Annotated in this window: 1 protein-coding gene; it reads right to left on the reverse strand. The window is 74.4% G+C overall.

Annotation, left to right across the window (positions count from 1 at the left end; translation table 11 throughout):
* Nucleotides 1–11 precede the first annotated feature (11 nt).
* Nucleotides 12–15,656 (reverse strand): type I polyketide synthase, encoded by a 15,645-nt coding sequence (locus tag AC5WAM_RS07310; RefSeq protein WP_495522031.1) that lies wholly within the window; start codon nucleotides 15,654–15,656, stop codon nucleotides 12–14.
* Nucleotides 15,657–15,835: the final 179 nt, after the last annotated feature.

Consider the following 15,835-nt stretch of genomic DNA (forward strand, 5'->3'; position numbering starts at 1 on the left):
TCGTTCGCCATTTACAGCGCCTCCTCGAAGCGGTCGGGCCGGTCTGTGTCCGAGCCGGTGTCTGTGCTGGTGTTCGGGCTTGTCTCTGCGGGGGTGTGGAGCTCGTTGTCGAGCAGGTCGAAGAGTTCGTCGGCGGTCGCGCCTTCGATGTCCTCGAGCTCCTGCCGCTGCTCCGTGGCCGGGGCGGCGGCGGTGTCGCGTGTGGTGTCCCAGGCGGTGAGCAGCGACCGGAGGCGGCCCGCGACGCGGTCGCGTTCGGTGCCGTCGGTGTCGCCGCCGACGGCCTTGAGGACGCTCTCCAGGCGGTCGAGCTCCGTGTCCAGGTCGCCGGGGGCGACCGGGGCGGCGTCGGTGGTGCCGACGGTCGTGGGCAGTTCCTCCGCCAGGTGCTCGGCCAGCGCGGCCGGGTTCGGGTAGTCGAAGATCAGCGTGCTGGGCAGCCGCAGCTCGGTCTCGGCGTTGAGGCGGTTGCGCAGCTCCACGGCCGTCAGGGAGTCGAAGCCGAGCTCCAGGAAGCCCCGGCTCAGCTCGACGGCGTTCGGCGACGCGTAGCCGAGCACTCCCGCCACGTGCGTACGGACGAGGTCGAGCAGGATCCGGTCGCGCTCGGCGCCGGAGCGGCCCGCCAGGCGCGCCGCCAGGGAGTCCGTACGGTCGGCGGGCGCGGCCGCGGCGTCCGCGTCGGCGCCGCGGGCGCGGCGGACGGCGGGCCGGACCAGGCCCCGGAAGAGCGCGGACAGCGTCTCCTGCGGCTGGGTGCGCAGCGCGGCGGTGTCGATGCGGATCGGGACGAGCGCCGGGTGCTCGCTCGCCGGGGCGAGGTCGAGCAGGGCCAGGGCCTCGTCCGTGTCGAGCGCGAGGACTCCGCCGCGCGCCATGCGCTGGAGATCGGCGTCGGCCAGGGTGCCCGTCATGGCGCTGTCCTGGGCCCACAGGCCCCAGGCCAGGGCGGTCGCCGGGAGCCCCTGGGCGCGCCGGGTGGCGGCGAGGGCGTCGAGGAAGCTGTTGGCCGCCGCGTAGTTGGCCTGCCCCGGCCCGCCGAAGACGCCGGACGCCGAGGAGAACAGGACGAACGCCGACAGGTCGAGGCCCGCGGTCAGCTCGTGCAGGTGCAGGGCCGCGTCCGCCTTCGGCCGCAGCACCGACCGCACGCGCTCCGGGGTGAGGGACGTGACCACGCCGTCGTCCAGGACGCCCGCCACGTGGACGACCGCCGAGAGGTCCGCGCCGTGCTCGTCGAGGAGCGCGGCGACGGCGTCCCGGTCGGACATGTCGCACGCGGCGACCGTCACCCGGGTGCCGAGCGCCTGGAGTTCGTCGCGCAGCGCGGCGGCTCCGGTGGCCTCCGGGCCGCGCCGCGAGACGAGCAGCAGGTCGCGGACGCCGTGGCGCTCGGCCAGGTGCCGTGCCACGACCCGCCCCAGGCCGCCGAACGCGCCCGTCACCAGGACGGATCCCTGGCCCCACGGGACGCCGTCGGTGGCCGGGGGCGCGACCCGGGAGAGCCTGGGGACCCAGAGCGAGCCGCCCCGGAGGGCCGCTTCCGGTTCGCCCGACGCCAGGACGGCGCCGAGCACGGTCGCGTCGATTCCCCCCTCGGCGTCGGTGACGATGTCGCTGTCGGCGTCGGTGTCCACGAGGACGAAGCGGCCCGGGTGTTCCGAGCGGGCCGAGCGCAGCAGGCCCCACACGGCGGCGGCCACCGGATCCGGCACCGTCGCGTCGGCCGCCACCGCGCCGCGCGTCACGACGACGAGGGGCGAGGACGCCGACCGTTCGTCGGCCAGCCAGCCCTGTACGACGGCCAGCGCCTCGGCGAGGCGCGCCGACACGGCCTCGGGCCGCAGCTCGCCGCCCGATGCACCGGCGTGCCACACCACGGCCGCCGTCTCCTCACCACCGGCGTCCGGCTCCTCGTACGAGGTGAAGGCGACCGGCTCGGCCGCCGTCAGGGGCTGCGGCTTCCACTCGACGTGGAAGACGGAGTCGGCGTGCGGGTTCTGGCTGCTCATCCGCTCGATGAGGTCCTTCGACATGGGCCGGAAGACCAGCGCGTCGACCGAGGCGACCGGCGTGCCCGTGGCGTCCGCGACGTCCAGGGAGACGCCGTCCGTGCCGTTCGGCGCGAGCCGGACGCGGACCGTGGCGGCCCCCGTGGCGTGCACGGTGACCCCGGTCCAGGTGAAGGGCAGCCCGCCGGCGGCCTGTTCCGCACCGGGCTCCGTCGGCGCCGCCGCACCGGCGGCCCGGGCGTGCAGGGCGGCGTCGAGGATCGCCGGGTGCAGGCCGAAGGAACCGGCTTCCGTGTGCTCGTCCTCCGGCAGCGCGACCTCGGCGAACACCTCGTCGCCGCGCCGCCAGGCGGCACGCAGCCCCTGGAACACCGGCCCGTAGTCGTAGCCCGCCGTGGACAGTTCCTCGTAGAGCCCGTCGACCGCGAGCGGCTCCGCGTCGCGCGGCGGCCAGGACGTCAGGTCGTCGGACGCGGCGGGCGCGTCCGCGGCGGACTCGGTCAGGGTGCCGCTGGCGTTCTTGGTCCAGGCGTCGGCCGACAGGCCTTCGGCGCCGTCGCCCGGCTCCGGGCGCGAGTGCAGGCTGAGGGCCCTGCGCCCGGTGCTGTCGGGGGCCTCGACGCGCAGCTGCACCTGGATGCTGCCGCGCTCGGGCAGCACCAGCGGCGCGCCGAGCGTCAGCTCGTCGAGCACGCCGTGGCCGATCTGACCGCCCGCGTACGTGGCCAGCTCCACGAAGGCCGTGCCCGGCAGCAGGACGCGTCCCGCCACCGCGTGGTCGGCCAGCCACGGCTGGGCGGCCAGGGACAGGCGCCCGGTGAAGAGGTAGCCGTCCGAGTCCGCCAGCGGCATCCCGGCGCCGAGGAGCGGGTGCCCCGCCGACACGAGCCCGGCGGACTCGACGTCGGCCGCACCCGCGCTCTGCCGGAGCCAGTAGCTCTGGTGCTGGAAGGCGTAGGTGGGCAGCTCGACACGGCGCCGGGACTCGACCGGGGCGTACACCGGGGTCCAGTCGACGGCGATGCCGCGTACGTGCAGCTGCGCGAGGGCAGCGAGGAAGGTGTCGGTTTCGGGGCGGTCCTTGCGGACTGCGGCGACCAGGCCCGCCTGGGCGGCGGGCTCGGTGAGCGTGTCGTGGGCCATCGCGGTGAGCACCGCGTCGGGGCCCAGCTCCAGGAGCGTCGAGACACCCTGCCCGGCCAGTGCGTTGAGGCCGTCGTGGAAGCGGACCGCCTCACGGACGTGCCGCACCCAGTACTCCGGGTCCTTCAGCTCGGCAGGCTCCGCCAGCTCACCGGTGAGGTTCGAGACGACGGGAAGCGTCGGATCCTGGTACGTCAGCTTGGCCGCGACCTCACGGAAATCGTCCAGGGCCGGGTCCATCAGGGGCGAGTGGAAGGCGTGGCTGACCTTCAGCCACTTCACCTTCCGGCCCTGGTCACGCAGGATCTGCTCCAGGCCTTCGAGGGCACCGCGCTCGCCGGACAGCACGATCTGGGACGGGCCGTTCACGGCGGCCACGCCGACGCGGTCCGACAGGCCGTCGAGCAGCGGCAGCACGTCCGCTTCCGCAGCCTGCACCGCCAGCATCGCGCCACCCTCGGGCAGCGCCTGCATCAACCGGCCACGCGCAGCCACCAGTTGGGCTGCATCTTCGAGGGACCACAGCCCCGCCACATACGCGGCCGCCAGCTCACCGATCGAATGCCCGCCCACGATCTCCGGACGGACCCCGAAGGACTCGGCCAGCCGGAACAGGGCGACCTCCACAGCGAACAGGGCGGGCTGCGCATAGCCGGTCTGCTCAAGCAGCTCGGCATCCGCACCGAACATCACGCTCTGGAGCGAACGTTCCATCCACGGATCAATATGGGCACACACCTCGTCCAACGCGTCCGCGAAGACCGGGAAGGTCTCGTACAACTCGCGGCCCATCCCGATCCGCTGGCTGCCCTGGCCCGTGAAGGCCACGCCGAGGCGGCCCTCAACCACCGCACCGGACACCACGCCCAGGCCGTCGGAGAAGAGCGCTTCGAGGCCGGTCAGGAACTCGTTCCGCTCCCGGCCGAAGAGCACCGCCCGGTGCTCGTGCACGGCGCGCCCCGACAGGAGCGACCAGCCCACGTCGACCGGGTCAAGACCTTCGTCGCCCGCGACGTGCTCGCGCAGCCGTTCGGCCTGCGCGCGGAGCGCGTCCGCGCTGCGTGCCGACACCAGCCACGGCACGGCCGTGACCGGTGCGACCGGCTCCACGGGCTCCGCCGACTCCTCGACCGGCGCCTGCTCCACGATCACGTGCGCGTTCGTACCGCTCACGCCGAAGGACGACACACCCGCGCGGCGCGGCGCGTCCCCGCGCCCGGCCCACTCACGAGCCTCCGTCAACAGCTCGACAGCACCCGCCGACCAGTCCACATGCGTGCTCGGCCGGTCGACGTGGAGCGTCTGCGGCAGCACGCCCTCCCGCATGGCGAGCACCATCTTGATGACACCGGCGACACCGGCGGCGGACTGCGTGTGGCCGATGTTGGACTTCACCGAGCCCAGCCACAGCGGCCGCTCGGCCGGGCGCTCCTGGCCGTAGGTGGCGAGGAGGGCCTGCGCCTCGATCGGGTCACCGAGAGTGGTGCCCGTGCCGTGGGCCTCGACGGCGTCGACATCGGCGGCCGTGAGACCCGCGTTGGCCAGGGCGGCACGGATGACGCGCTGCTGGGAAGGGCCGTTGGGGGCGGTCAGGCCGTTGGAGGCGCCGTCCTGGTTGACAGCGGAGCCCCGGAGGACCGCGAGGACCTGGTGGCCCTTGCGGCGTGCGTCCGACAGGCGCTCCAGGAGCAGCAGGCCCACGCCCTCACCCCAGCCGGTGCCGTCCGCCGCCTCCGCGAACGCCTTGCAACGGCCGTCGGCGGCCAGGCCGCGCTGGCGGCTGAACTCGATGAAGGCACCGGGGTTGGACATGACGGTCACGCCACCGGCGAGCGCGAGGTCGCACTCGCCCTGGCGCAGGGCCTGCGCGGCCAGGTGCATGGCGACGAGCGAGGACGAGCAGGCCGTGTCGACCGTGACGGCCGGGCCTTCGAGCCCGAACGCGTACGACAGACGGCCGGAGACGACGCTCGTGGCGCCGCCCGCCAGCAGATAGCCCTCGACGCCTTCGGGGGTCTCGCGCAGGCCGGAGCCGTAGCCCTGCGAGGAGGCGCCCACGAACACGCCCGCCTGGCTTCCGTGCAGGGCCGCCGGGTCGATGCCCGCGCGCTCGAACAGCTCCCAGGAGGTCTCCAGGAGGAGCCGCTGCTGCGGGTCCATGGCGAGGGCCTCGCGCGGCGAGATGCCGAAGAAGACGGGGTCGAACTGGTCGGCGTCGTAGAGGAATCCGCCCTGCCGGGCGTAGCTGGTGCCGCGGTTCGCGGGGTCGGCGTCGTAGAGGGCTTCGAGGTCCCAGCCGCGTCCGCCGGGGAAGTCGGACATCGCGTCCGCGCCCTCGGCGAGCAGGTGCCACAGGGCCTCGGGGCTGGTGACCCCGCCCGGGTAGCGGCAGCTCATGGACACGATGGCGATGGGGTCGTCGTCGACGTCCGCAACGCGCCGGGCCACGACCGGGGCGGCCTCGGCCTCCCCGACGAGCTGCGTGCGCAGGTATCCCGCGAGGACAGCCGACGTCGGGTAGTCGAAGACGAGGGTCGTGGGCAGCTTCAGGCCGGTGGCCGCGGCGAGCCGGTTGCGGACCTCCACCGCGGTCAGGGAGTCGAAGCCCAGCTCGCGGAAGGCGCGCGTCGGCTCGACCGCCTCGGCGCCCGCGTAGCCGAGCACAGCGGCCGCCTGCCCGCGTACCAGGTCGAGGAGTTGCCGCTCCTGCTCCGGCGCCGCGAGACCGGCGAGCCGTTCGGCCCACTCGGAGCCCGGGGCGCCCCGCTCGGCCGCGCCGGGCCGGGCGTCGTCGGGGTCGGCGAGCGCGCGCCGCACCTCCGGCAGGTCGCCGATGAGAGCGCTGGGCCGCACCGACGTGAACGAGGGCGCGAACCGCTCCCAGTCCACGTCGGCCACGGCCACGAACGTCTCGTCGTGCGCGACGGCCCCGGCGAGTGCGGCGACCGCCCGCTCCGGCGCCATCGCCGCGAGGCCGCGGCGGCGCAGGTGCTCCGTGCCCTCGTCCCCGGCCATGCCGCCGCCGGCCCACAGACCCCAGGCGATGGAGGTGGCGTGCAGGCCGCGGGCCCGGCGCGCCTCGGCGAGCGCGTCGAGGTAGGCGTTGGCGGCCGCGTAGGCGCCCTGGCCACCGCCGCCCCACACACCGGAGTTCGACGAGAAGAGCACGAACGCGTCGATGCCCTCGGAGTCGAGGAGTTCGTCGAGGTGCGCGGCGCCCGCAGTCTTCGCGCCGAACACCTCGGCGATGTCGGCGGCGGACATGCCGTCCAGCGGCTGCGTCTGCCCGACGCCCGCCGTGTGGAAGACGGACCGCAGAGTGTGTCCCTCGGCGGCCAGTTCGTCGAGGAGGCGCACGACGGCCTCCCGGTCGGCCACATCGCAGGCCGCGACGGTGACCTCGGCACCCAACTCCTCAAGCTCCGCCTGGAGTTCGGACGCGCCGGGCGCGTCGAGGCCGCGGCGACTGGTGAGCACCAGGTGCTCGACGCCCTCACGGGCCAGCCAGCGCGCCACGTGCCCGCCGATCGCCCCCGTACCACCGGTGATCAACGCGGTGCCGCGCGGCGCCCACGGCCCGGCCTGCTCGGCGGTCTCGGACCGCACGAGGCGGCGCACGGCGACGCCGGAGCCGCGCACGGCGAGCTGGTCCTCGTCCTCGATCCCCGCGAGGGCGGCGGTGAAGCGCGCGCCCGCCCGGGTGTCGTACGACGCCGACAGATCGATGAGACCGCCCCAGCGGTCCGGGTACTCAAGGGCCACGACCCGGCCGAGGCCCCACAGCTGGGCCTGCGCCGGACTCTCGACGCGGTCGCTGCGACCGGTCGACACCGCGCCCCGGGTCACCGCCCACAGCCGGGCGCCGACGCCCGCGTCGCCGAGGGCCTGCACCAGAGCCACGGTTCCCGCCAGACCGGCAGGCACGCCCGCGTGCTCCGCGTGCGCCGACTCCTCGAAGCCGAGCAGCGACACCACACCGGCGAACTCCGCACCGGCGAACTCCCGCAGCCGGAAGGCCAGCGCCTCACGCGTCAACTCCGCTGCCGTGAGCCGCAGTTCCACCGCGTGCGCGCCAGAGCGCGCCAGGGCTTCGCTGACGCCCGCCGTCCACGGGTGGTCCCCTGCGCTCTCCGGCAGGACGAGCAGCCACCGCCCGGACAGGGCGGACGTCGCCAGGGAACTGTTCGCGAGCGGCTTCCAGGTCACGGCGTAGCGCCAGGCGTCGATCTCGGACCGCTCGCGGCGCTGCCGCCGCCAGGAGGAAAGCAGCGGGAGGACGGCGCCGAGTTCGGCGGCGGAGCCGTCCGCCACCTCCAGCTCGGCGGCGAGCTGTTCCAGGTCCTCGCGCTCGACGGCCTCCCAGAACCTGGACTCCACCTCGTCCACGGCGAGCGGTCCGCCGGGGTCCGCGTCCGCGAACTCGGGCCAGTAGTGCTGCCGCTGGAAGGCGTAGGTGGGCAGGTCGGCGACGATGCGGGCGCCGGGGAGGAGGGCCTTCCAGTCCAGCTCGGCGCCGTGCGTGTGGGCTTCGGCCAGGGAAGCCATGAGGCGGTCGGCGCCGCCCTCGTCGCGCCGGAGGGAGCCGAGGGTGGCGGCCTGGCTGTCGGTCGCGTCGATGGTGGCCTGCACCGGGACCGTCAGGACCGGGTGCGGGCTCATCTCCAAGAAGAGGCCGTGGCCCTCAGCGAGCAGGCCACGGGTGGCGTGCTCGAAGAGGACCGTCTGACGCAAGTTGCGGTACCAGTAGCCGCCGTCCATGGAGACGTCCAGCCACGAACCGGTCAGCGTGGAGAACAGCGGGACCTCAGCGGCCTGCGGAGCCACCTCCGCCAGTGCCTCACCGATCTGCGCCTCGATCTCCTCCACGTACGCGGAGTGCGAGGCGTAGTCCACGGGGATCGTACGGGCGCGGATGTCCTGGCCGACGCACTGCGCGACCAGCTCCTCCAGCGCCTCCGGCTCACCGGAGACCACGACCTGGGCAGGCCCGTTGACGGCCGCGACCGAGATGCGGTCACCCCACGCCGTCAGCAGCTCCCGTACCTCGGCCTCGGGCAGCGGCACCGACACCATGCCGCCCTTACCCGACAGCTCACGAATCGCCAGGCTCCGCAGCGCCACCACACGAGCCGCATCCCGCAGGGACAGAGCCCCCGCGACGCACGCAGCAGCGATCTCACCCTGACTGTGACCGACGACAGCCGCAGGCTTCACCCCGGCCGCCTGCCACACCGCAGCCAACGACACCATCACCGCGAACAACACCGGCTGAACCACATCCACCCGGTCGAAGTGCTCGCCGCCCAGCTCCTCCAGCAAGTCCCAGTCCACGAACTCACCGAGCGCCTCAGCGCACTCCCGCATCCGCTCGGCGAAGACAGGGCTGGACTCCAGCAGTTCCACCGCCATCCCGACCCACTGCGAACCCTGCCCCGGGAACACGAACACCGGACGGACCGTCCCGCCCAGTACGCGGCCCGTGACCACACCCTGAGCGGCGCCCTCGCCCCCGGCGAGGTGTTCGAGCCCGGCGAGGAGGTCCTCGCGGTCGCAGCCGAGGACGACGCCCCGGTGCTCGAACCGCGAACGGGCCGCGGTGAGCGTCCAGGCCAGGTCGCGGAGGACCGGCTCGGTGTCCGCGAGGAGGTGGGCACGCAGCCGGGCCGCCTGGGCCCGCAGCGCCTCGGGCGTCTTCGCGGAGAGGGCGAGGGGCACCACGGACGCCAGGGGCGCGGGGCCTCCGGTCGCCTCGTCCTCGCGGACCGGCTCGTCGGCCGTCGGTGCCTGCTCCACGATGACGTGGGCGTTGGTGCCGCTCACGCCGAAGGAGGAGACGCCCGCGCGGCGCGGGCCGCCGCCGTCCCGCTCGGCCCACTCGCGGGCCTCGGTGAGGAGCTCGACGGCGCCCTCGGACCAGTCCACCTGCGGGGTCGGCTCGTCCACGTGCAGGGTCTGCGGGAGCACTCCGTTCCGCATCGCCATGACCATCTTGATGACACCGGCGACACCGGCCGCGGCCTGGGTGTGGCCGATGTTCGACTTCAGGGAGCCGAGCCACAGCGGGCGGTCGGCCGCACGCTCCTTGCCGTACGTCGCGATGAGGGCCTGCGCCTCGATCGGGTCGCCGAGGGTGGTGCCGGTGCCGTGGGCCTCGACGGCGTCGACGTCCTCCGTGGAGAGCCCGGCGCTGGCGAGGGCGGCGCGGATCACGCGCTGCTGCGAGGGCCCGTTGGGGGCGGTCAGGCCGTTGCTCGCGCCGTCCTGGTTGACGGCGGAGCCCCGGACGACCGCCAGGACCCGGTGGCCCTTGCGGCGGGCGTCGGAGAGGCGCTCCAGGAGCAGCAGGCCGACGCCTTCGCCCCAGCCGGTGCCGTCGGCGGCGGCCGCGAAGGACTTGCAGCGGCCGTCGGCGGCGAGCCCTCGCTGGCGGCTGAACTCGATGAACGTACCGGGGGTCGACATGACGGCGACGCCGCCCGCGAGGGCCATGTCGCACTCGCCCTGCCGCAGTGCCTGCGCCGCCAGGTGCAGGGCCACGAGCGACGAGGAGCAGGCCGTGTCGACGGTCACCGCCGGGCCTTCGAGGCCGAAGGTGTACGAGATGCGGCCGGAGGCGACGCTCGCGGCGCTGCCGTTGCCGACGTAGCCCTCCAGGTCGTCGAGGCCGCCGGGGGCGCTCAGGAGGTGGGTGGCGTAGTCGTTGTACATGACGCCGACGAACACGCCGGTCGCGCTGCCGCGTGCCGTCGCCGGGTCGATGCCCGCGCGTTCGAACGCCTCCCAGGTGGTCTCAAGAAGGAGCCGCTGCTGGGGGTCGATGGACAGGCCCTCGCGCGGCGAGATGCCGAAGAAGGCCGGGTCGAAGTCGGCGGCGTCGTAGAGGAAGCCGCCCTCGCGCGTGTAGAAGGAACCGGCGCTGTCCGGGTCGGGGTCGTAGAGCGCGTCGACGTCCCACCCGCGGTCGGCGGGCAGGTCGCCGATGGCGTCGACGCCGTCGGCGGCCAGGCGCCAGAGGTCCTCGGGGGTGGTGACGCCGCCCGGGTAGCGGCAGCTCATGGAGACGATCACGATGGGGTCGTCGTCCTCGGGAGCCGTGCCCGCGGTCGTCCGGGCCGTGCCCTTCGGCAGGGTCGCCGCGTCCGTGCCCAGGAGCTCTTCGAGGACGTGCCGGGCGAGGACGGTGGCGGCCGGGTAGTCGAAGGCGAGCGTCGCGGGCAGGCGCAGGCCCGTCGCGGCGGTGAGGCGGTTGCGCAGTTCGACGGCGGTGAGCGAGTCGAAGCCGACCTCGCGGAAGGCGCGGTCGGGCGCGATGGCGTCGGCGGACGGGTAGCCGAGGACGGCGGCGGCGTGGCCGCGCACCAGCGTGAGGACCTCCTCCTCGCGGTCCGCCTCCGGCAGGGCCGCGATGTGCTGGGCGAGGGCGGAGCCCTCCTGCTGCCCGGCGGCGGCCGCGGTGCGCCGCTGGGGCGCGCGGACCAGGGTGCGCAGGAGCGGCGGCACGCCGTCGGACGCGGCGCGGGCGCGCAGGCCCGCGAGGTCCAGGCGGACCGGCACGGTCAGCGGGTGGCCCGCGGCGTGGGCGGCGTCGAAGAGGGCGAGGCCCTCGGCGCTGGTGAGGGGGGCCGCTCCGGCGCGCGTCCTGCGGTCCAGCTCACCCGCGCCCAGGTGGGCCGTCATCTCGCTGGCCTGGGCCCACAGGCCCCAGGCGAGGGACGTCGCGGGCAGGCCCTGGGACCTGCGGTGGTGGGCGAGGGCGTCGAGGAAGGCGTTGGCGGCCGCGTAGTTGGCCTGGCCGGGGGTGCCGAAGACACCGGCGGCCGAGGAGAACAGGACGAAGGCGGAGAGGTCCAGGCCCGCGGTCAGCTCGTGCAGGTGCAGCGCCGCGTCGGCCTTGGGCCGCAGGACGGTGTCCAGGCGCTCGGGCGTCAGGGCGGTGACCACGCCGTCGTCCAGGGCACCGGCCACGTGCACGACCGCCGAGAGCCCGGCGCCGGTCTCGTCCAGGAGGGCGGCGAGCGCGGCCCGGTCGGCCGTGTCGCAGGCGGCGAGCCGCACGCGGGCGCCCGACTCCGCGAGCTCCGCGCGGAGTTCGGCGGCGCCGGGCGCGGCCTCGCCCCGGCGCGAGACGAGGAGCAGGTCCCGTACGCCGTGCCGGGTCACGAGGTGGCGGGCCACCAGGCCGCCCAGGGTGCCCGTACCGCCGGTGATCAGGACGGTGCCGTCACCCCACGAGCCGTCACCGGTCTCGCTGTTTCCGGTGGTCTCCGGGAGCGGTACGCGGGTCAGGCGCGGGGCGCGCAGCGCGCCCTCGCGGACCGCGAGTTCGGGCTCGTCGGCGGCGAGCGCGGCGGCCACCGGGGCGCCGTCGGTCCCGGCCGGGTCGAGGTCGAGCAGGGCGAAGCGGTCCGGATGCTCGGACTGCGCGGAGCGCAGCAGGCCCCAGACGGCGGCGGCCACGGGGTCCGGCGCGTCGGCGCCGGCCGCTACGGCGCCGCGCGTCACCACGGCGAGGCGGGACGCCTCGAACCGCTCGTCACCGAGCCAGCCCTGCACGGCGTCGAGCGCGCGCTCCAGCAGGGGCCGTACGGCGTCGAGTTCGACCGTGCCGCCCGGCCCGTCGGCGGACGGAGTCTCCGGGAACAGCGGCAGGAGCACGGTCGCGGGCAGGTCGGCGCCCGCGTCGAGCGCGGCGGTGAGGGCGTCCAGGTCGGCGTACGTCCGCCGGGCGGAGAGCGGCGCGCCGGAGGCGGCGTCGCCCAGGAGGGCCACGGAGGCGAGCTGCTCGTCCGTCGTCGCCGGGGCGTCGACGGGCGTCCACTCCACCTGGAAGAGCGCGTCGAGGCGGGGCCCGCCGGTCAGCTGCTCCTCGGACAGGGCGCGCAGCGCGAGGGACCCGACGGAGACCACGGGCTGACCGGTGGCGTCGGCGGCCAGCACGGCCACGGTGTCGGTGCCCGCCGACGTCACGCGCACCCGCAGGGTGGTCGCGCCGGTGGCGTGCAGGGTGACGTCCGACCAGACGAAGGGCAGGTGTGCGCGGTCGGTGCGCTCGATGAAGTCACCGAGGCCGATCGCGTGCAGCGCGGCGTCGAAGAGCGCCGGGTGCAGCCCGAAGGCCTCCGTGTCGGCGTGTGCCTCCTGCGGGAGTTCGACCTCCGCATAGACGTCGTCGCCCCGGCGCCAGGCGGCGCGCAGGCCCTGGAAGAGCGGGCCGTAGCCGTGGCCGTTGACGGTGAGGCGCTCGTACAGGTCGGTCACGTCGAGGCGCTCGGCCCGGGCGGGCGGCCACGCGGACAGCTCTCCGGCCTCCGCGGACGGCTCCGCGGGAGCGGCGGGCAGCAGGCTGCCGGTGAAGTGCCGCGTCCAGGGAGTGTCGTCGCTGTCGTCCTGCGGGCGCGCGAACAGGCTCAGCTCGCGCCGCCCGGAGCCGTCGGGGCCGCCGACGGAGATCTGGAGCTGGACGGCGCCCTGCTCCGGAACGACGAGGGGGGCTTCCAGGGTCAGCTCTTCGAGGTGGCCGCAGCCGACCTCGTCGCCCGCGCGCAGGGCGAGTTCGACGTAGGCCGTGCCGGGCAGCAGGATCGCGCCGTCCACCGCGTGGTCGACGAGCCAGGGGTGGGTCTGCGTCGAGAGCCGCCCCGTGAAGAGGTGCCCCTCCGCACCCGCGAGCGACACGGCGGCCCCGAGCAGCGGGTGCCCGGCGGCGCGCAGGCCCGCGAACACCACGTCACCGGCGCCCGCCGGGGCGGCCTTCGGCCAGTAGCGCTCGCGCTGGAAGGGGTACGTGGGCAGGTCGACGGTCGTGCGCGTGCCGGGGAGGAGGGCCTTCCAGTCCAGCTCGGCACCGTGCGCGTGGGCTTCGGCGAGGGAGGCGGCGAAGCGGTCGGCGCCCCCGTCGTCGCGTCGGAGGGAGCCGAGGGTGGCGGCCTGGCTGTCGGTCGCGTCGATCGTCGCCTGCACCGGGACGGTGAGCACCGGGTGCGGGCTCATCTCCAGGAACAGACCATGGCCCTCGGCGAGCAGGCCTCGGGTGGCGTGCTCGAAGAGCACGGTCTGACGCAGGTTGCGGTACCAGTAGCCGCCGTCCATCGGCGTCCCGTCCAGCCACGAACCGGTCAGCGTGGAGAACAGCGGGACCTGAGCCTCCTGCGGGCTCACACCCTCAAGCGCCTCCAGGATCTGCGCCTCGATCTCCTCCACGTACGAGGAGTGCGACGCGTAGTCCACGGGGATCGTACGGGCACGGATGTCCTGCCCGACGCACTGCGCGACCAGCTCCTCCAACGCCTCCGGCTCACCGGAAACCACCACCTGAGCCGGGCCATTGACAGCCGCGACCTCGATCCGGCCCTCCCAACCCGCAACCAGCTCACGGACCTCGGCCTCGGGCAGCGGCACCGACACCATGCCGCCCTTACCCGACAGCTCACGAATCGCCAGGCTCCGCAGCGCCACCACACGAGCCGCATCCCGCAGCGAGAGCACGCCCGCGACGCACGCGGCAGCGATCTCACCCTGACTGTGACCGACGACAGCCGCAGGCTCCACCCCGGCCGCCTGCCAGACAGCAGCCAGCGACACCATCACCGCGAACAACACCGGCTGAACCACATCGACACGGTCGAACCGGTCGCCGCTCAACTCCTCAAGCAAGTCCCAGTCCACGAACTCGCCGAGCGCCTCCGCACACTCCCGCATCCGCTCCGCGAACACCGGCGAATCGTCGAGCAGTTCACGCGCCATCCCGGCCCACTGCGAACCCTGCCCCGGGAACACGAACACCGCACGACCCGCACCACTCACCGCACGACCCGTGACCACACCACCCGCCGCGGCATCGCCCTCAGCAAGCCGCTCAAGGCCCGCGAGGAGCTCCTCGCGGTCACGGCCCAGGACGACACCCCGGTGCTCGAACCGCGCACGGGCCACGGCGAGCGTCCGGGCCAGGTCGTCGGTGCCGGACTCGGGGTGGGTCTGGAGGTGGGCGCGCAGGCGGGCCGCCTGGGCGTGGAGCGCCTCGGGGGTCTTCGCGGAGAGGGCGAGGGGCACCACGCCCGGGAGGACGGGCGTCGCGGAGGGCTCTTCGGCCGTCGGCTCCTCGACGGGCGGCGCCTGCTCGACGATGACGTGGGCGTTGGTGCCGCTGACGCCGAAGGAGGAGATGCCCGCGCGGCGCGGGCCGCCGTCCTCGCGCTCGGCCCACTCCCGGGGCCCCGTGAGGAGTTCGACGGCGCCCGCCGTCCAGTTCACCTCGGGCGAGGGCTCGTCCACGTGCAGGGTCTGCGGCAGGACGCCGTGGCGCATGGCCAGGACCATCTTCATGAGGCCCGCGACGCCGGCGGCGGCCTGGGTGTGGCCGATGTTGGACTTGATGGACCCCAGCCACAGGGGCTGTCCGCCCTCGGGCCGCTCCTGGCCGTACGTGGCGAGCAGGGCCTGCGCCTCGATGGGATCGCCCAGGGTGGTTCCGGTGCCGTGGGCCTCGACCGCGTCGACGTCGGCGGGCGTGAGGCGGGCGTTGGCGAGGGCCTGCATGATGACGCGCTGCTGGGACGGGCCGTTGGGGGCGGTGAGGCCGTTGCTCGCGCCGTCCTGGTTGATGGCGGAGCCCCGGACGACCGCGAGGACGGGGCGGCCCGCGCGGCGCGCGTCGGAGAGGCGCTCGACGAGGAGCATGCCGACGCCCTCGCCCCAGCCGGTGCCGTCGGCGGCGGCCGCGAACGCCTTGCAGCGGCCGTCGGCGGCCAGGCCCTGCTGGCGGCTGAACTCGGTGAACACGCCGGGCGTGGAGATGACGGTGACGCCCGCCACGAGGGCCATGCCGCACTCGCCCTGGCGCAGTGCCTGCACGGCGAGGTGCAGGGCGACCAGGGACGAGGAGCAGGCCGTGTCGACGGTGAGGGCGGGGCCTTCGAGGCCGAGGGTGTAGGCGATGCGGCCGGACTCGACGGCGGCCGCGTTGCCGGTGCTCACATAGCCCTCGACGTCCTCCTCGGCTTCGAAGAGGAGCGGGGCGTAGTCCTGGCCGTTGGTGCCGACGAACACGCCGGTGCGGCTGCCGCGGACCGTCGCGGGGTCGATGCCCGCGCGCTCGAACGCCTCCCACGCGGTCTCCAGGAGGAGCCGCTGCTGCGGGTCCATCGCCAGGGCCTCGCGCGGGGATATGCCGAAGAATGCCGCGTCGAATTCCGCGACCCGGTCGAGGAATCCGCCGTGGGCCGTGGAGCTGGTGCCCTGCTTTCCGGCGGCATCCGGGTCGTAGAGCGACTCCAGGTCCCAGTTGCGGTCGGTGGGCAGCCCCGAAATGGCGTCGCGCCCCTCGGCGAGCAGTCGCCACAGATCTTCCGGGCCGCCCACACCGCCGGGGAAGCGGCAGCTCATCGCGGTTATCGCGATGGGCTCCTGCGCAGCGGCCTCGACGTCCTTCAGACGTTGCTGCGTCTGATGCAGGTCCGCCGAAACCCACTTGAGATAGTCGCGCAGCGTCTCTTCATTCGCCATCAAATGTCACCTGTTCAGGACGTGTGCCGCACCTGCTGGCATACAACGGACCTGTCCGCAGCCGTTTTCTCGATGACGCTATGAGGGCGCTATAAGACCAACAACCCCTACCCTCCCCCTACCCGCCCCTACCGGATTTCCGCGAAATGCGGCCGGAGGGCGGGTGCGATAAAGGGGGC

The organism is Streptomyces sp. JLYT201, assembly GCF_059448825.1.

Excerpts from the sequence above, each read along its gene's own strand:
- AC5WAM_RS07310 (WP_495522031.1), bottom strand. The coding sequence starts at position 15,656 with ATGGCGAATGAAGAGACGCTGCGCGACTATCTCAAGTGGGTTTCGGCG.